The following is an 18161-nucleotide window of genomic DNA, read 5'->3' on the forward strand; positions in this document are numbered from 1 at the left end:
ACGTAAAAAGAGTTTTAAACTAATCCTGCAGGATCCATTGATCTGCCAAGTGAATGCATTACTTGACTCATAACCTAAACTCCGTTAATAAGAGAATCAGAGTGTCTTACTCCCTCTCCATGCAATAGGTGATGCCTATGAACGGCTACCCGTTGATCGATCTCCAAGCCTTAGACATCGCACGCCGCCGCTTATTTGAAGGCGAATCGCTTCCAGATGGCTTGCTTTCGCCGGCGGTTGCTCGCTCATGGGTCCGTTCGCGCGATTCCGGCCTGAGCCCTTGGGCTCAGCGTCTGTCTGGCCGCGATGATCAGGAGTTTGAGTTGAATGATTTGGATTTTCAGCTCCAAGCCAGTGTTCGCCCCGAACTAGAGCGCCTGTGGCACGCATTCGGAGGGAAGTCTTGGACGTTATTTTGCATGAATACGCAGGGGGTCATTGTTGATGCGCAACATGCGGAGGAAGTCGGGCCACTAAATAGCCTTCGGATTGGACGACGAATTCAAGAAAAAGATATTGGCACTACCGCCCCAAGCTGCACATTGCTTGACGGCAAGCCTGCGGTTATATGCGGCGGGCAGCATTACCTTGCTGAGTTCAATAATTTCTTCTGTGTGTCTGTTCCGGTGCATGGTGTATACGGAGATGTGATCGGAGCGCTCGATATAACTGGTTTAGGCGAGCGTAATACAAAGGCAGTTATTGAGCAACTATGCATCGCAGCAATGGGTGCAGAAAACCGGTTGTATGCAGGATTAACTGATTGCGAGATTCTCGCTGTACAGCACGACCCGCGTTTGATCGGAACTCCTTTTCAAGGACTTCTCGCGATTGACTCGCGTGGACGGTTGGTTGCTGCAAACTCAACAGCACGGAAACTACTCGGAGTTCAAGAGAATATCCGCTTACTCTCTGGATGGGATAACTACTTTGAAGTAGAACCGTTTTCAGCCGCTTCACAGCGATCCCCTAGTTTGATCCGACTCACTGACGGTTCAGGAATCTATGCTCATGCCATTTCTCAGGCACCGTCTACACCTACCATAATTATTGGAAGAGGCTCGTCCCAAACACCCTTGGGGCAGGATACTTCTCTTAATCGACAGTTTGATGCTGCACAAAAGGCCTTCAAGGTTGGTATACCCGTCTTGCTACGAGGCGAGAGTGGTACTGGCAAAGAAGTATTTGCACGAGCGTTGCACGATGCATGCACTCCAGGGGCGCCGTTCGTTGCAATAAACTGTTCGGCTATTCCCGAGAGCTTGATCGAGTCGGAGTTGTTTGGCTATACCGACGGGGCGTTTACGGGTGGAAAGAAAGGTGGGGCGGCAGGACGGTTTGAAGAAGCAAATGGCGGAACGCTACTACTTGATGAAATCGGTGATATGCCTATTTCCCTTCAAACTCGGTTACTTAGGGTTCTGCAGGAGCGTCAGATCACTCGACTTGGAAGCTCCATACCAAAGCCGTTGAATTTGCATATAGTTAGCGCAACTCATTGTGACTTGGAGCACATGATCTCCACTCGAAGTTTCAGAGAAGATTTGTATTATCGCCTTTCCGGTCTCCAGGTTAAGCTGCCGGCATTGCGTGAGCGGCAAGATATTGACCATATAATCCAGTCGCTTCTGTTACGGTATTCAGTTAATGATATCGACGTACAATGCCTTGATCAACTTAGAGCGAATGAGTGGCGAGGAAATGTTCGCGAGCTAGAGCAGGTTATACGACTTGCTGCGGCGTTAGCAGGAGATCAAGGAAAGGTCTTGCCTGAACACTTAATTGGCTTGGCCTCCCCCGTTGCTGAGACGCTCCCTCCATTACTTGCAGCGGAGCAACGCACTATTGAGCAAGCCTTGCGCTCCCATAATGGGAATATATCGGCTACAGCGAGCGCACTGGGCATATCTCGTACTACTTTGTACAAGAAAATTCGGCCTTCTTAGCTCTAGGTCAACCGGCAGCGGGACTTTTCTCTGCCCATTTACGCTGGGCTACCCAAGCCATTTTAGCTTTTCCAATATCCTAGCCGGCTTGAACCGTTCCATATAATACCGTTTGCCTTCAGGAAATCTGAAGCGAAGTTTTTTGATTTTTCTTTGTCGTCACCGCGATATCCATATCCTGGACGTATATGTTCAATTAATGGACGATCTCCGCCTCCGCATAACCTCTGCGCAACTCTAGCCCCGCCCCTTTGTTGGCATGGTTTTCGCTTGCCAATGTTGCTAGATTTCATTCTGGCTAACTATAAACAATACAAAAAAGATAATATTATGATTAGTTCTATCGATTCTGCGGTAGCTGCAAAGGTTATCACCTCGATTTATCGAAGGCCATTCACTCATCTAACCAGCCCTAATCAAGCCTCGTTACACCATAGATTGATGAATGTGATCGGCGTTTGCTACGTGTACTGCTTGGCTGTCACCACATTAGTGGCCATTGCATTTAGTGGTACCGCTAGTGCCGACCCTGCCCCCTCGCCATTCCCGAATCTGTTTTCTTCTTCTACCAAACAGCTGGTCCTCAATGGTGTCGCCGAAAGAAAATCCCTTAGTGGAGTTTCTCAGTACGCAGTCGCGCTATATTTATTTAAGCATTCTGATAATGCTGTAGAAATAGTTAATTCTGACACGGATCGAGCTGTGGTTATTCGTTTTAGCATGGACATGAGCACGCAAAGGGCTCGAACAATATTGCTTGAAGATTTATTTGTTAATTTAGAAAAAAACCAACTTCAAGCTTTATTGCCAGACCTCAATAAACTCATGTCACTTGCTCCTGGTTCCGGATTTACAGCTGGAGATACTGCGGTATTTTCTTATACCCCAAAGATTGGCACCCAAATTTCTATGAATGGGATTCCTCTAGGCACTGTGGAAGGCAAGGTCTTTATCGCATCCTTTCTGACGCAGTGGCTCGGTCCGCGCCCGACAAGTAGGCTGATTAAAAGTCGACTACTCGGATCCCCTTAATCAGAATGGTCAGACTCGATCCAGCGGCGAGGGTGTACGATTTTTTGTGTAACCGGCTCATGAGCGACACCGTCGCTCCGAACCGGGGACGCCATGATCAAGACGAAACACCCCATCACCGACGAGTTACTGGATCAGCTCCTGGCTAACTACCAGAAACCTGAAGACCTAATCGGCGCAGAAGGCATCCTCAAGCAGTTGACCAAGAAGCTGGTCGAGCGTGCGCTGGATGCCGAACTGACCCATCACTTGGGCCACGACAAACATCAGCCGGCCAGCAACCTAGCTGGCAATACCCGCTACGGCTTCAGCCGCAAGAAGCTCAAGGGCGAGTTCGGTGAGCTGCCCATCGAGATACCCCGCGATCGTCATGGGACTTTCGAGCCGCAGATCGTCGAGAAGAACCAAACCCGTTGGGCGGGCTTCGACGACAAGATCCTCTCGCTGTATGCCCGCGGCATGACCGTACGTGAGATCTCATTAGAGAGCTGTACGTTACGGCGCAGCTCGGCAAGGGAGGCGGCCGAGCCATCGTAGTTTTCCGGAATCACTGGACCGCCATCGATACCGTCCTCGGTAACCGAAGCCCAGCGCGTAGCAGGAGTCCATGTAGCAGGAGTCCATAATGACTTCTAAGCGCTATCGACACCTGGCAGCAGATAAATCTCATCACTCAACGATTGCAGCACTTGCAAGTACTGTGAGTCGTAGATTTCGCCGCGGCGGTATCCGACGCGCTCTTGTCACGGTATGCGGGCCGCCACTGCGGCGGCCCGTCGCGACTCAGGCTTCCTGTAGAGCTCGCGGGCGCTGGCTACGCTGCTCGGCAGCTAGCACCCAGGCTTTCTGCAACTGGAAGTCGAAGTTCAATTCGGCATAGCGCCCCGGCATACCACGCGCGCCGTCCTCGCGGAACTGCACTTCACCGACCAGGCCGTCGCGGGTGGCGTAGGCGAAGTCGTCCCACAGGTACTTCTCACCGGCCAGGTTGATCTGAGTGGTCAGGTGCCGATGACCCGGCGCGGAGATGAAGAAGTGGATATGCGCCGGGCGCTGGCCGTGGCGGCCGAGCAGGTCCAGGCATTCCTGGGTCGGGCCGTCCGGGGCGCAGCCGTAGCCGCACGGCACGATGCTGCGGGCCCGGTAGCGGCCCTCGGCGTCGGTGACGATGCGCCGGCGCAGGTTGTAGGCGCTCTGGCTCTTGTCGAAGTAGGAGTAGTTGCCCTGGGTGTTGGCGTGCCAAAGGTCGACCACGGCGCCAGCAACCGGCTGGCCGTCGGTGTCGCGCACCACGCCTTCGAGGAACATCACGGTGGCCTGGTCCAGCTCAGTGCCATCGTCCATCCGCGCCTCGCCTTCAACCAGCGGTGCACCGGCCACGTAGAGCGGGCCCTCGATGGTGCGCGGGGTGCCGCCGGTGAGACCGACCTGGGCGTCCTTGGCGTCCTGCAGCAGATCGAGGAAATGCTCCAGACCCAGGCCCGGCACCAGCAGGCCGACTTCGTTACGCCCGCCCAGGCGGTTGAGGTAGGCCACCGCCTTCCAGAATTCGTCGTCGCTGATTTCCAGGTCTTCGATGATCTTCGCCGCGTCATTGATGATGCGCAGCATGATCTGCTTGACCCGTGGGCTGCCCTGGTCGTTGTTGAGGCCGGCGGCCTCCTTGAACAGGTCCTGGACTTCGGCAGTGTGGCTAACTTTGACGGTCATGATGATTTCCTCGCTTGTTGTTGTCGGGGCTTAGCGGTCGTCGCTGTGAATCGACGAGGGGTGGCGGCAGACGCCGTCGATTTCGATATCCATGTAGGGGAACAGCGGCAGCTGCAGCAGGGTGTCGTGCAGGGCCTCGACGCTTGCCACGTCGAATACGCTGTAGTTGGCGTAGTGCCCGGCGATGCGCCACAGGTGGCGCCACTTGCCTTCGCGCATCAGGCCCTGGGCCAGTTCCTTCTCGTCGGCCTTGAGCTGGGCAGCCTTGGCCGGGTCCATTTCCACCGGCAGCTTCACAGTCATCTTTACGTGGAACAGCATGGGGATTTCCTCCGTTCTACTTGCGGGTGAAGAACACCAGGCGCTCTTCGTCCAGAGTCAGGCCGAGGCCCGGGGTGCGCGGCACCTGCAGGGCGAAGTCTCGGTAGACCGGCGCCTCGGTGACGATTTCTTCGGTCAGCAGCAGCGGGCCGAACAGCTCGGTGCTCCAGGTCAGCTGGCGCAGGGTGACGAAAGCATGGGCCGAGGCCAGGGTGCCGATGGCGCCTTCGAGCATGGTTCCGCCGTACAGGGCGATACCGGCCGCTTCGGCGATCTGCGCGGTGCGCAGCACAGCGCGCGGGCCACCGTTCTTGGCGATCTTCAGGGCGAAGATGCTGGCGGCGCCGTCGGCGGCCAGGCTGAAGGCGTCTTCCACGCTCTCGATCGATTCGTCGGCCATGATCGGCGCCGGGCTGCGCTGGTTGAGGCGCACCTGCCCGGCCCGGTTGATCCGCGAAATGGGCTGTTCGATCAGGTCGATGCCGTTGTCGCCCAGCACCTGGCAGGCGCGGATGGCCTGGGACTCGTCCCAGTACTGGTTGACGTCGACGCGCACGCTGGCACGCTCGCCCAAGGCTTGTTTGATGGCGATGACGTGTTTGAGATCCTGGCTCACCGGGTTGGCGCCGATCTTCAGCTTGAAGATGCGGTGGCGGCGCAGATCGAGCATCTGCTCGGCCTCTGCGATGTCCTTGGCGGTGTCGCCTGAGGCCAATGTCCAGGCCACTTCCAGGCTGTCGCGTACGCGGCCGCCGAGCAGTTCACTGACCGGCAGGCCGAGACGCTTGCCCTGAGCGTCGAGCAGTGCGCTTTCCAGGCCGGACTTGGCGAAGGTGTTGCCCTTGGCCGCCTTGTCCAAGCGCAGCATGACGGCATTGATATTGGCCGCGTCCTGACCGACCAGCAGCGGGCCGAGGTGGCTGTCGATGTTCTGCTTGATGCTCTCCGGGCTCTCGTTGCCATAGGCCAGGCCACCGATGGTAGTCGACTCGCCGATGCCTTCGAGGCCGTCGCTGCAGCGCACGCGGATCACCACCAGGGTCTGCTGCTGCATGGTGTGCATCGCCAGCTTGTGCGGGCGGATGGTCGGCAGGTCGACGATTACCGCCGACACGCTTTCGATCAGGACTTGGCTCATTTCACTCTTCCAGTTAGACGGTTAAGGCTCAGGCCTTGGCGCCGACCAGCTCGCCGACCGCGCTCTGCCTGCGCTTGGCGCTGATGGCGAACAGGCTCATGGCGATGGCGGCAATGGCGCCGGGGATGGCAAAGGCCATGAAGTTCAGTTGCAGCGGCAGGTTGATGCCCATCAGCGCGCCACCCAGCAGCGGCCCGACTATGGCGCCGTTGCGGCCGATGCCCGAGGCCCAGCCGAGGCCGGTGGAGCGGATCGACAGGCCGTAGAACTGCGCGGCGCCGGCATACAGCAGGATCTGCGTGCCGATGGTGGTGGCGCCGGCGATGAAGATCAGGCCGTACAGCAGCGGTGTTGGGCTCTTGAAGCCGAGCAGGCTGATCGACACGGCGGCGGCGACGAAGAAGCCGACCATCACCTTGCTCAGGTTAAAGCGGTCGCCCAGCCAGCCGCCGAGGATGGCACCGGCCATGCCGCCGAAGTTCAGGGCGAGCAGGAACGACAGGCTGGAACCCAGGCTGTAGCCGGCGTTGGCCATCAGCTTGGGCAGCCAGGAACTCAGCGCGTAGACCATCAGCAGGCAGCAGAAGAACGCCAGCCACAGGCACAGGGTGCGCAGCGCGCGGCCGTCGCGGAACAGCTCGAACATGGCTACGCCCTTGCCCTTGGTCTCGCTTATATGCAGATGGGCCGTTTCATCGAGTTGCAGGCCGGGCTCGACCTTGTTCAGCACCGCGCGAGCCTGCTCATGACGGCCCTGACGCACCAGGAAACCGACCGACTCCGGCAGCAGCCAGAAGATCAGCGGCAACAGCAGCAGCGGCACGGCGGCGGCGAAGAACATCGACTCCCAGCCAAAGCGCGGCAGCATATAGATGCCGACGCCCGCCGCTAGCATGCCGCCCACCGAGTAGCCGCTGAACATGATGGCCACCAGGGTGCTGCGCAGGCGCTTGGGCGCATATTCATTCATCAGCGCCACGGCATTGGGCATCAGGCCACCGCAACCGAGACCAGCGAGGAAACGGCAGATACCGAACTCGCTGGGGTTGCTGGCGAAGCCGTTGATGATGGTGGCGCTGGAGAACAGCGCGAAGCAGATCGCAATGCTTTTCTTGCGCCCGATCTTGTCGGCCAGGGTGCCGAAGCACAGGGCACCGAACATCATGCCGAACAGCGCATAACTGCCCAGGGCGCCGGCCTGCAGTGGGGTCAGCCCCCACTCCTGCATGATCGCCGGCAGCACCACGCCGTAGATGAACAGGTCGTAGCCGTCGAAGATCAGCAACAGCGCGCAGAGCGCCATGACCATCCAGTGAAAGCGGCTAAAGCCTGCGTTGTCGATGACTTGGTGTACGTCTATCTGTCGCATGGCATCGGTTTTCTCTGTTGTTTTTGTTGTCGACACTGCATTGCAACGGTGGGAGGGTTCGTGCTCAGCCCAGGTCGCCTCCACCCACCGGCAAGGTCACGCCGGTGATATAGGAGGCCTCGTCCGAGGCGAGAAAAAGGATGGCGCCGACCTGTTCGTCGATGCTGCCGTAGCGCTTCATCAGGCTGCTTTCGAGGGTCTGCGTGACTATCTGCTGGTACCAGCCCTGTTCCTGCTCGCTCGGCGCGGCGCTGTTGCGCGGGATGCGCCGTGGCGGCGCCTCGGTGCCGCCGGGAGCGGTGGCGTTGACGCGGATGCCGCGCTCGGCAGTCTCGAACGCCAGGCAGGCGGTCAGCGCGTTGACCCCGCCCTTGGCCGCGCCGTAGGGCACGCGGTTGACCCCGCGGGTGGCGATGGAGGAGACGTTGACGATGGCGCCGCTGCCCTGCTCCAGCATGTGCGGCAGCGCGGCGTGGCAGCACCACAAGGTGGGGAACAGCGAGCGGCGCACCTCGGCCTCGATCTGCTGGGTTTCGTAGTGCTCGAACGGCTTGGCCCAGATGGTGCCGCCGACGTTGTTGATCAGGATGTCGAGGCGACCGAAGCGCTCGACAGCCGCCTGCATCACGCTCTGGCAGTCGCCGGCCTGCTCCAGGTCGGCGGTCAGGCACAGCACGCCGGGCTGCTCGGCCAGCTCAAAGACCAGCTCGGAGCGGTCCACCGCGACCACCTGTGCGCCCTCCTCCAGCAGCCGCTCGGCGACCCGGCGGCCGATGCCCTGGGCGGCGCCGGTGACCACGGCGACCTTGTCTTGGAATCGTTTGTTCATCATGCCCACCTCACTCAATGGTGCGTCCGCCTCAGGCCGACGCGGCGAACTTCTCGTAGTAGAAATTGGCCGGGGCGATGCCCTGCTCGCGGATAAACTGGCTGACGGCCTCGACCATCGGCGGCGGGCCGCACAGGTAGATGTCCACTTCGCCATCGTTGAGGTGCTTGGGCTCGATGTGCTGGGTGACGTAGCCCTTATGCGGGTACTGGCTGTCCGGGTTGGCCACGCAGGCGCTGTAGCTGAAGTTGGGGATGCACGCGGCCAGGGCCTCGAGCCTGTCCATTTCCACCAGGTCGAAGTCGTTGGTCACCCCGTAGATCAGGTGCAGGGGATGGCCGCTGCCCTGCTCGGCGATCTTCTCCAGCATCGCGGTGAAGGGCGCCAGGCCCGTGCCACCGGCCAGCAGCAGCAACGGCCGCTTGATCTCGCGCAGATAGAAGCTGCCCAGCGGGCCGGCCAGGGTCATGCTGTCGCCGGCCTTCGCCAGGCCGGTGAGGAAGCTACTCATCAGCCCGCCCGGCACGTTACGGATCAGAAAGCTGACCTCCCCGTCCTTCGGCAGGCTGCTAAACGAGTAGGCGCGGGTCTGCTCGCTGCCCGGCACCTTGAGGTTGACGTACTGGCCCGGCAGGAAGGCCAGCTGATTGAGCGCCTCGCCCTTGATCGACAGGGCGATGGTGCTGTCGCTCAATTTGCGCACCGCGCTGATGGCCGCCTCGAAGCTGGCCTGCTGGGTCTTGCACAGGTCGCTTGCAGCCGGCACGCGGATCACGCAGTCGCTCTCGGCGCGCATCTGGCAGGTCAGCACGTAGCCCTGCTCGGCCTCGGCCTGGCTCAGGGCGTCCTCGATATAGTCGTCGCCCAGGTCGTACTGGCCGCCTTCGGCGAAGCACTTGCAGGCGCCGCAGGCGCCGTCGCGGCAATCCAGCGGGATGTTGATGCCCTGGCGGTAGGCGGCATCGGCCACGGTTTCGCCGACCTTGGCGTCGATAAAGCGGGTCACCCCGTCTTCGAAATTAAGGGCGATCTTGTGGCTCATGGCGCACCTCGCTAAGCAGTATTCAACGTGCAGCGGCCCGTGACGGAAGCTAGTGGCTCCCGCCGGCAACCTGCAGCGGATTTAGATGTGGTAAACGTCGATGACCTGGCGCACGTAGTCGTTCTTCAGGATCACCTTTTTGGCCTTGATCAGCGGGTTCTCGCCACGCGTATCGAGGGTGTAGAAGCTGGTGCCGTAGAAGTGGTCGACGGTCTTGTAGCGAAAGCTCAGGGTGTGCCAGTTGAAGCGCACCTTGGTCAGCCCATCGCCCTGCTCGACGATCTCGATGTTGTTGATGTTGTGCGAAGTACGGGTATCCGGAATGGTGGCGCTGGAGCGCTCGGTGCGGATGCGGAACACGCGGTCTTCAAGGCCACTGCGGTTGCCGTACCAGATCAGCGAGATCTCGGTCTGCGGGTTTTCCACCAGTTCGTCCTTGTCGTCCCAGGCTGGCATCCAGAACTCGGCGTCCGGCGCGTACAGCTCCAGCCACTCGTCCCACTGCTTGTCGTCCAGGTAGCGCGCCTCGCGGTAGAGGAAGTCGCGCACGGCGTCATAGGTCAGGCTCATTTACGCGCCCTCCACGTGGATCAGCTGGTCCTGCTGCTTCTGCAGCGCCTCGATCATCTGCTGCTGCCAGTAGTGGTGCTGCAGCACGAACAGGCCTTCGTCTTCGGTGCGCACGCCGCTCATCAGCGGGTGCAGGTCGATTTCCTTGGCCGACTCGTCGGCGCCGTCGACCCAGTGCTTGGCCCCACGGGACATGTCGTTCCATTCCATAGCGCGGCCGGCGAAGCCCTGCTGGCAGGCACGGAACTCTTCCAGGTCATCGGGGGTAGCCATGCCGGAGACGTTGAAGAAGTCTTCGTACTGGCGGATGCGGCGGGCGCGGGCCTCGCTGCACTCGCCTTTCGGCGCGATGCAATAGATGGTCACTTCGGTCTTGTCGACCGACAGCGGCCGGGCCACGCGCAACTGCGAGCCGAACTGGTCCATCAGGTACAGGTTGGGGTACAGGCAGAGGTTGCGCGAATGGCCAATCATCCAGTCGGCGCGAGCCTCGCCGAACTCGGCGGCCAGGCGCTCGCGGTCGGCGAACAGCGGACGGTCCTCGGGATTGTCCCAGCGAGTCCAGAGCAGCAGGTGACCGTTCTCGAAGGAGTAGAAACCGCCGCCCTTCTTGCCCCAGCCGCCAGCGCTCATGGCGCGGATGTCGTCGCCGGCTTCTTTCAGCTTGCGCTGCTGCTGGGTGGCGGCGTAGTTCCAGTGCACGGCGGTGACGTGGTAGCCGTCGGCGCCGTTCTCGGCCTGCAGCTTCCAGTTGCCCTCATACACATAGGTGCTGGAGCCACGCAGCACTTCCAGGCCTTCGCTGGACTGATCGCAGATCATATCGATGATCTTCTTCGACTCGCCGAGGAAATCCTCAAGCGGCGCCACGTCTTCACGCAGGCTGCCGAACAGGAAGCCACGGTAGGATTCGAAGCGGGCGACCTTCTTCAGGTCGTGAGAGCCGTCGCAGTCGAAGCTGTCCGGGTAGCCGGCTTCCTTGGGATCCTTGACCTTGAGCAGCTTGCCGCTGTTGTTGAAGGTCCAGCCATGGAACGGGCAGGTGTAGGTGGCCTTGTTGCCGCTCTTGAAGCGGCAGAGCATGGCGCCGCGGTGGCTGCAGGCGTTGATAAAGGCGTTGAGCTCACCCTCCTTGTTGCGCGCGATAAAGATCGGCTGGCGCCCCATGTGGGTGGTGTAGTAGTCGTTGTTTTGCGGGATCTGGCTTTCGTGGGCCAGGTACAGCCAGTTGCCTTCGAAGATGTGTTGCATCTCCAGGTCGAACAGGCGCGGGTCGGTGAACATTTCCCGCTTACAGCGGAAAATGCCCTGCTCTTTGTCTTCTTGCAGCAGGCCGTTCAGGTAGTCGAGTCCCAGGTTCATCGCCATGGCTCCGTTGTTATTGTGTCAACGGTATGAAGGCTATGGCCTGGAACTGACGGGCAATATCCGCTCTGTGCAGATCGCTATCCGTTTTGTGCAGCCTCGCGCACTGAATGCTTCAAGATGTTTCAACTAAAGCGGATACGGGCCGCCACAAAAGCAGCTGCACATCGATAGATAGGACTCAGGTGCGGCGCTTGAGGGTGTCGGAGGGAAGCTCGCCGTACTGCTGGCGATAGTTTTCCGAGAAACGCCCCAGGTGCAGAAAGCCGTAGTCCAGCGCCAATTCGGTGAGGTTGCGTACCATGCAGTTCGGGTCGCTCAGGCAGGTATGGATACGCTCCAGCTTGCGCTGGCGGATGTACTGCTTAGGCGTCACGCCCAGCTGGCGCTCGAACAAGGCATAGAAGGAACGCAGGCTTATGCTAGCCTGCTCAGCCAGGTGCTCGCTAGACAAATCCTGCTTTAGGTTGCGTTCGATGTAATCAAGGATACGCTCGAAGCTGACACTGGGCGAGTTCAGCGCCTCGCGGCGAATGTTGGTCTGCATCAAAGAAAGCAGCTTGCTGCCGACGATCTGGGTGTAATGCTCCTGCACCCGCAACAGCGGCTCACCGACCTCGGCCTCCTGACAGATCATTGCCAGCAAACCGATGAAACCTTCCAGCTCCTCCAGTCGATACTGGTTGCGCAGGAAGCGCACGCCACTGCCGGGACGCTGCCAGCGCTGCTCATCGCACACGCCCTCAAGCACCCTTACCGGCACCTTGAGGATGAATTTCTCGCAATCCTTGGAATAGGTCAGGTCGACAGGGTCGTCGGGATTTATCAGCAGCAACTCGCCCGGCACCAAGTAATGTTCCTGCTTGTACCCGCGCCACAGGCAACTACCACGCAGCAGTACCTGCAGGTGATAGATAGTTTCCAGAGCTGGGGACGTAACCCGCACGCTGCCACCATAGCTGATACGGCACAGATCGAGGTCGGCAAACTTGCGGTGATTGAGACTGGCCTGAGGATGGGTGCTCTTAGACAGACCGATGGAATGCTGACCGACATGCTGGTTCACATAGTCGGACACAGCATAGGGGTCGGCACGGTAGAATACCGCGCTGCGCTCGCTCAGCAGGCGATGCTCCATGGGCAAGGCACTCTTGTAGTTATTTGGTGCCGCTCTCTGGCGGACTGATTACTGTTTAAGCCTACGCTACTTCAGGCATTGTCGCGATGGCTGGGGATAGACGGTCACACTCGAAAGTGTCCGTGCTAACGGGGTAGAACCCGTACGATGCACCACCATTTTCAAGTATCTAACGAGGCAGGCCCATACGTAGACACCACTTAGTACGTTTTTAGCTGAATATCCCACAGATCTAGAGAAGCGACTCCACCCCCATCTCGTCCCACACCTCCTCGGCCAGGTGGAAGGTGGCATTGGCCGCCGGAATGCCGCAGTAGATCGCGCTCTGCATCAGCACTTCCTTGATCTCGTCGCGGGTCACGCCGTTGTTCTTCGCTGCCTTGAGGTGCAGGCGCAGTTCGCCTTCGCGGTTCATGCCGATCAGCATGGTGATGGTGATCAGGCTGCGGGTGTGGCGCGGCAGGCCGGGGCGAGTTCAGATATCACCCCAGGCATGCCGGGTGATCATTTCCTGGAACTCTTCATTGAACGGCGTCAGGTGCTGCAGGCTGCGGTCGACATGGGCGTCGCCGAGTACCGCGCGGCGTACCTGCATGCCGGCTTCGTAGCGTTGTTTCTCATCCATCTTCGGCTCCAGGGTGCGGCAAGGCGCACCCGGTTGTTCAGGCGGTAAGGAAGTCCAGCACGCGGCGGGTAAACAACTCGCCGGCCTCGACGTTGGACAGGTGCGCGGCGTGGAACTCGACCAGCTCGGCGCCACGGATATGTTCCTGCATGAAGCGGCCATGCTCCGGGGTGGTCACCGCATCGGCCGTGCCGCAGACGATCAGGGTCGGCGCGACAATGCCGGCGACCTGCTCGCGGAAGTCGGCATCGCGCACCGCCGCGCAGTTGGCGGCGTAACCCTGGGGCGAGGTGGCGGCCAGCATGCCGACCACCGGCCCGACCAACGCCGGTTCGGTCGCGGCGAACTCGGGGGTGAACCAGCGCGCAATCGAGGCATCGCGCAGCGCCAGCATGGCTGCCTGGCCGTCGCGCAGCACGGTGTCGATGCGCGGGTTCCACACTTCCGGGCTGCCGATCTTCGCCGCCGTGTTGCACAGCACCAGGCGCTGGATACGCTCCGGCGCGTTGATCGCCAGCCACTGGCCGATCAGCCCGCCCATGGACAGGCCGCAGAAGGCGGCGCACTCGATATGCAGGGCGTCCAGCAGGGCCAGCACATCGCGGCCGTTCTGCTCGATGCTGTAGGGGCCCGCCGTCACCAGCGACTGGCCATGGCCACGGGTGTCGTAGCGCAACACGCGGAAGTGCTCGGCGAAGGCCGGGATCTGCGCATCCCACATATGCAGGTCAGTGCCCAGCGAGTTGGACAGCACCAGTACCGGTGCATCCACGGGGCCTTCAAGGCTGTAAAAAAGTTCGCCATCGGCGAGTTGTACGGCAGGCATGCAAAGCACTCCTAGTGCGAAAAATGATGATGCTCGGCCACGGCGCGCTCGACCCAGCGGCGGGCCTGGCCCAGGTACAGGGCCGGATCGAGCAGGTGATCCAGTTCGCTGGCGGACAGCTGCGCGCTGACCTCGGCATGGCTGCCTAGCACCTGGCGCAGGTGCACACCCTCGCGCACGGCCTGCTGGCAGCACTGTTCGAGCAGATGATGGGCGACATCGCGGCCGATGCGCTGGGCCAGGGCGATGCTCACCGCCTCGGCCAGCACCAGCCCCTGGGTCAGGTCGAGGTTGCTGCGCATGCGCGCGGCATCCACTTCCAGCCCCGGCACCAGCTGCAGCGCCTGCTGCAGCGCGCCGGAAACCAGGCAGCACAGCTCCGGCAGGGTGTCCCACTCGGCGTGCCACAGGCCCAGGCTGCGCTCGTGCTCCTGGGGCATGGCGCTGAACATGGTCGCCACCAGACCGGGGGCACGAGTGGCAGCGCCGATCAGCACGGCGGCGCCGACCGGGTTGCGTTTGTGCGGCATGGTCGAGGAACCGCCCTTGCCCGGCGCGGCCGCCTCGAACACTTCGCCGGCCTCGGTTTGCATCAGCAGGCTGAGATCGCGGCCGAACTTGCCCAGGCTGCCGGCGATCAGGCCGAGCAGGCTGGCGAACTCCACCAGACGGTCGCGCTGGGTATGCCAGGGCTGCTCCGGCAGTTGCAGGTCGAGTTCGCGGGCCAGGGCCGTGGCCAGTTGCGCCAGGTCTTGTTCGAGCAAAGTGATGGCCGCCCGCAACTGCAGGACCAGGCCGCTGTCCATGGCGTCCTGGCTGGTGGCGCCGAGGTGCACATAACGCTCGGCCTCGGCACTCTGCGCCGCGACCTGCTTGCCCAGTGCCTTGACCAGCGGAATGGCCGAGTTGCCGGCGGTGACGATGGCCTGGGCCAGCGCGGCGAAATCGTAGCGTTCGACCTGGCAGGCGCTGGCGATGGGCGCCACGGCCGCCTGCGGGATCAGCCCGCTGCTGGCCTCGGCACGCGCCAGGGCAGCCTCGAAATCCAGCATGCCCTGCACCCGGCCGTGATCGGAGAAGATCGCGCGCATGGCCGGTGCAGTGAAATAGGCGTCGAAGAGTTGGTTGCTCACAACGGATGATTCCCAAGAATCTGGCGTTATGCCTAGGGTCGCAGTATGGCTCCGGCGAATTCAGCGCGGCACCTATCCCTCGCCCTTCTCCCCAAGGGGAGAGGGCACTAGTACTGCGCTGCACCCGACACTGTGGTAGCCCGGATGAAATCCGGGGTTAGCCCGTGCAATCGTCCCGGATTACATCCGGGCTACAGGGGCCACCCAGCTCATATCCGCTGGATGGCCAGCGCCAGGCCCTGGCCAACGCCGACGCACATGGTCGCCAGCCCCAGGCGTCCACCGGATTTCTCCAGCTGGTGCAGCGCGGTCTGCACCAGGCGCGCACCGCTGGCCCCCAGCGGGTGGCCTAGGGCGATGGCGCCGCCATTCGGGTTGACCTTGGCGCTGTCGTCGGCCAGACCCAGCTCGCGGGTCACGGCCAGGCCCTGGGCGGCGAAGGCTTCGTTGAGTTCGATGACGTCGAAGTCATGGATGCTGATCTTCAGCCGGTCGAGCAGCTTGCGCACCGCCGGCACCGGGCCGATGCCCATCACACGCGGCGCCACGCCGGCGCTGGCCATGCCCAGTACCTTGGCACGGGCGGTCAGGCCGTATTTCTGCAGGGCCTCGGCCGAGGCCAGGATCAGCGCCACGGCACCGTCATTGACCCCCGAGGCGTTGCCGGCGGTGACGGTCTTGCCCTCGCCATTGACCGGCTTGAGCTTGGCCAACGCCTCGGCCGTGGTGTCCGGGCGCAGATGCTCGTCCGCCTCGATCAGCGTATCGCCCTTCTTGCCCTTGATCAGCACCGGGACGATTTCCTCGGCGAAGAAACCCTCGGCCTGGGCGCGCCCGGCACGCTGCTGGCTGCGCAGGGCAAAGGCGTCCTGATCGGCGCGGCTGACCTGGTAATCGTCAGCGACGTTGTCGGCGGTCTGCGGCATGGCGTCCACACCGTACTGCGCCTTCATCAGCGGGTTGATGAAACGCCAGCCGATGGTGGTGTCTTCGATCTTCTGGTTGCGGTTCCAGGCGCTGTCGGCCTTGCCCATTACATAGGGCGCACGCGACATCGACTCGACGCCGCCGGCCAGGGCCAGCTCCATCTCGCCACTGGCGATGGCACGAAACGCCGTGCCCACTGCATCCATGCCCGAGGCACAGAGGCGGTTGAGGGTCACGCCCGGAATAGTTTCCGGCAGGCCGGCCAGCAGCAGGGCCATGCGCGCGACGTTGCGGTTGTCCTCGCCGGCCTGGTTGGCGCAGCCCATAAAGACCTCGTCGATGGCCGCAGGGTCGAGCCGCGGGTTGCGTTCGAGCAGGGCCTTGAGCGGGATGGCAGCCAGGTCGTCGGCGCGCACCGGCGCCAGACCGCCGCCGAAGCGGCCGATTGGCGTGCGGATGGCATCGCAGATAAAAACCTCGCGGCTCATTCCTCACCCCCGGCCTGGCCATGGGCGGCGGCGGTACGTGCTTCCAGGGCGCGCAGCGCTTCCAGCTCAAAGGCCTCGGGCGCCGCGGTCTCGGCCACCTGCGCGGCGAAACGGATCGGCCAGCCGGTGGCGGCGATGATCTGCTCACGGCTCACGCCCGGATGGATCGAGGTAACCACGAATTCCTTGCTGCCGGCTTCCGGCTCCATGATGCACAGGTCGGTGATGATCGCCACCGGGCCGGCACCGGGCAGGCCCAGCTGCTGGCGGTGCTCGCCGCCTTCGCCATGGCCGACCGAGGTGATGAAGGCCAGCTTGTCGACGAAGGTGCGGTGGCCCTGCTTGAGGATGATGAATACCTTCTTCGCCGAACCGGCGATCTCCGGCGCGCCGCCGGCACCCGGCAGGCGCACTTTCGGGTTGTGGTAGTCGCCGATCACCGTGGTGTTGATGTTGCCGAACTTGTCGACCTGGGCCGCGCCGAGGAAGCCGACGTCGATGCGCCCGCCCTGCAGCCAGTAGCGGAAGATCTCGCCGGTGGGCACCACGGTGTCGGCGGTCTCGGCCAGTTCGCCGTCGCCGATGGACAGCGGCAGCACGCTGGGCTTGGCGCCAATCGGGCCGGATTCGTAGATCAGGGTCACGTCCGGGGCATGGGTCAGGCGCGCCAGGTTGGCGGCCTTGGACGGCAGGCCGATGCCGACGAAGGTCACATCGCTGTTGCCGAGGCGACGGGACGCAGCCACGGTCATCATTTCATTGGTGCTGTAGGCGCTCATCAGTTGGCCTCCGCGAGCTTGGCTTGGTAGGCGGCGAAATCGGCAGTGCCACGGATATAGGTGTCGATCCAGGCGGTGAAGCTGTCGCGATCACGGGCAATCGGGTCCCAGGCCTGGTAGAAGCGGTTGTCGCGCTCGTAGTAACCGTGGGCGTAGGACGGATGGGCGCCGCCCGGCACCAGGCATACGGCGCTCAGCGCCCAGCCCGGCAGCACGCAGGCGTTCATCGGCGCATTCAGGTCGTCGACGATCTCCTCGACCGTGACGATGCAGCGCTTGGCGGCCAAGGCAGCTTCCTTCTGCACGCCAAGGATGCCCTGGATCAGCACATTGCCCTTGCGGTCGGCCTTCTGCGCGTGGATCACGGTGACGTCCGGGCGCACGCTGGGCACGGCGGCCAGCACTTCGCCGGTGAACGGACAGGTGACGGTTTTGATCAGCGGATTGACCTTGGGCAGGTCGGAACCGGCGTAGGCGCGCAGCACCGCGAACGGCAGGCCGGAGGCGCCGGCCACATAGGCGTTGGCCATGTCGGCGTGGCTGTGTTCCTCGATCTCCAGCGGCTGCGGCCAGCCCTTCTCCACCGCGTCGCGCAGGCGATGCAGCGAACCGACACCGGGGTTGCCGCCCCAGGAGAACACCAGCTTCTTGGCGCAGCCGGCGCCGATCAGCAGGTCATAGACCAGGTCCGGGGTCATGCGATTGAGGGTCAGATCCTTGCGCCCCTGACGGATGATTTCGTGGGCCGCGGCAGTCGGGATCAGGTGGGTGAAGCCTTCGAGGGCGATGCTGTCGCCGTCGTGGACGAAGCGCTGGATGGCTTCGCGCAGGGAGAGGATTTCAGCCATGGGGGTTCTCTTGTGGTTTGCGTGGCGCAGGCACGCCGGTGAGCAAACGTTAGCGCCAGGCCTGCGGCCAAACAA

General features: G+C 61.9%; 16 protein-coding genes and 3 pseudogenes. 3 read left to right on the plus strand and 16 right to left on the minus strand.

Features of this window, described 5'->3' with window-relative positions; all coding sequences use genetic code 11:
* Nucleotides 1-137 precede the first annotated feature (137 nt).
* From LE197_RS25830 to LE197_RS25840, 3 genes and pseudogenes are all read left to right on the plus strand, one after another.
* On the plus strand, nucleotides 138-1946 hold the full coding sequence (locus tag LE197_RS25830) for a sigma-54-dependent Fis family transcriptional regulator (protein WP_226033730.1): 1809 nt from the start codon (nucleotides 138-140) through the stop codon (nucleotides 1944-1946).
* A 276-nt stretch (nucleotides 1947-2222) separates the two neighbouring features.
* On the plus strand, nucleotides 2223-2978 hold the full coding sequence (locus LE197_RS25835) for a chalcone isomerase family protein (RefSeq protein ID WP_226033731.1): 756 nt from the start codon (nucleotides 2223-2225) through the stop codon (nucleotides 2976-2978).
* Between the two features lie 93 nt (nucleotides 2979-3071).
* Nucleotides 3072-3455 (plus strand): annotated as a pseudogene (locus LE197_RS25840) (transposase); the annotation flags it as partial.
* Here the strand turns inward: LE197_RS25840 and LE197_RS25845 are convergent.
* The 16 genes and pseudogenes from LE197_RS25845 to LE197_RS25920 form a co-directional block, all read right to left on the minus strand.
* A pseudogene (locus LE197_RS25845) lies at nucleotides 3440-3703 on the minus strand (RND family transporter); the annotation flags it as partial. The pseudogenes LE197_RS25840 and LE197_RS25845 overlap by 16 nt on opposite strands.
* A gap of 58 nt (nucleotides 3704-3761) precedes the next feature.
* On the minus strand, nucleotides 3762-4688 hold the full coding sequence (gene catA, locus LE197_RS25850) for a catechol 1,2-dioxygenase (RefSeq protein ID WP_226033732.1): 927 nt from the start codon (nucleotides 4686-4688) through the stop codon (nucleotides 3762-3764).
* Between the two features lie 30 nt (nucleotides 4689-4718).
* Nucleotides 4719-5009 carry a muconolactone Delta-isomerase gene (gene catC, locus LE197_RS25855; RefSeq protein WP_226033733.1) on the minus strand — a complete coding sequence of 97 codons (291 nt, stop codon included), beginning with the start codon at nucleotides 5007-5009 and terminating at the stop codon, nucleotides 4719-4721.
* 16 nt (nucleotides 5010-5025) lie between these two features.
* Nucleotides 5026-6147 carry a muconate cycloisomerase family protein gene (locus LE197_RS25860; RefSeq protein WP_226033734.1) on the minus strand — a complete coding sequence of 374 codons (1122 nt, stop codon included), beginning with the start codon at nucleotides 6145-6147 and terminating at the stop codon, nucleotides 5026-5028.
* A gap of 28 nt (nucleotides 6148-6175) precedes the next feature.
* A complete protein-coding gene (locus tag LE197_RS25865; protein ID WP_226033735.1) occupies nucleotides 6176-7516 on the minus strand; it encodes an MFS transporter in 1341 nt (446 codons plus the stop codon).
* Nucleotides 7517-7580: 64 nt separating this feature from the next.
* Complete coding sequence (locus tag LE197_RS25870; protein WP_226033736.1) at nucleotides 7581-8345, minus strand: 1,6-dihydroxycyclohexa-2,4-diene-1-carboxylate dehydrogenase; 765 nt, start codon at nucleotides 8343-8345, stop codon at nucleotides 7581-7583.
* 31 nt (nucleotides 8346-8376) lie between these two features.
* On the minus strand, nucleotides 8377-9387 hold the full coding sequence (benC, locus tag LE197_RS25875) for a benzoate 1,2-dioxygenase electron transfer component BenC (RefSeq protein ID WP_226033737.1): 1011 nt from the start codon (nucleotides 9385-9387) through the stop codon (nucleotides 8377-8379).
* Nucleotides 9388-9468: 81 nt separating this feature from the next.
* A complete protein-coding gene (benB, locus tag LE197_RS25880; protein WP_226033738.1) occupies nucleotides 9469-9957 on the minus strand; it encodes a benzoate 1,2-dioxygenase small subunit in 489 nt (162 codons plus the stop codon).
* Complete coding sequence (gene benA / locus LE197_RS25885; RefSeq protein WP_226033739.1) at nucleotides 9958-11319, minus strand: benzoate 1,2-dioxygenase large subunit; 1362 nt, start codon at nucleotides 11317-11319, stop codon at nucleotides 9958-9960.
* A gap of 184 nt (nucleotides 11320-11503) precedes the next feature.
* The gene (locus LE197_RS25890) at nucleotides 11504-12460 is read right to left on the minus strand and encodes an AraC family transcriptional regulator (RefSeq protein ID WP_226033740.1); all 957 of its coding nucleotides are present in this window, start codon (nucleotides 12458-12460) and stop codon (nucleotides 11504-11506) included.
* A 232-nt stretch (nucleotides 12461-12692) separates the two neighbouring features.
* A pseudogene (gene pcaC / locus LE197_RS25895) lies at nucleotides 12693-13085 on the minus strand (4-carboxymuconolactone decarboxylase).
* Between the two features lie 37 nt (nucleotides 13086-13122).
* Nucleotides 13123-13911, minus strand: a complete 789-nt coding sequence (gene pcaD, locus LE197_RS25900; protein WP_226033741.1) for a 3-oxoadipate enol-lactonase — start codon at nucleotides 13909-13911, stop codon at nucleotides 13123-13125.
* An 11-nt stretch (nucleotides 13912-13922) separates the two neighbouring features.
* Entirely contained in the window at nucleotides 13923-15002 is a 1080-nt protein-coding gene (locus LE197_RS25905) for a lyase family protein (RefSeq protein ID WP_413247427.1), read from the minus strand.
* 251 nt (nucleotides 15003-15253) lie between these two features.
* Complete coding sequence (pcaF, locus tag LE197_RS25910; RefSeq protein ID WP_226033743.1) at nucleotides 15254-16459, minus strand: 3-oxoadipyl-CoA thiolase; 1206 nt, start codon at nucleotides 16457-16459, stop codon at nucleotides 15254-15256.
* Entirely contained in the window at nucleotides 16456-17238 is a 783-nt protein-coding gene (locus LE197_RS25915) for a CoA-transferase subunit beta (RefSeq protein ID WP_160491387.1), read from the minus strand. Before LE197_RS25915 ends, pcaF begins: the two co-directional genes overlap by 4 nt.
* Nucleotides 17238-18086, minus strand: coding sequence for a CoA transferase subunit A (locus LE197_RS25920; protein WP_226033744.1), 849 nt, complete (start codon nucleotides 18084-18086; stop codon nucleotides 17238-17240). The genes LE197_RS25915 and LE197_RS25920 overlap by 1 nt, the downstream gene beginning before the upstream one ends.
* Between the last annotated feature and the right edge of the window lie 75 nt (nucleotides 18087-18161).

Origin of the sequence: Pseudomonas sp. PS1(2021), assembly GCF_020405165.1 — a bacterium.
GTDB lineage: Bacteria > Pseudomonadota > Gammaproteobacteria > Pseudomonadales > Pseudomonadaceae > Pseudomonas > Pseudomonas aeruginosa.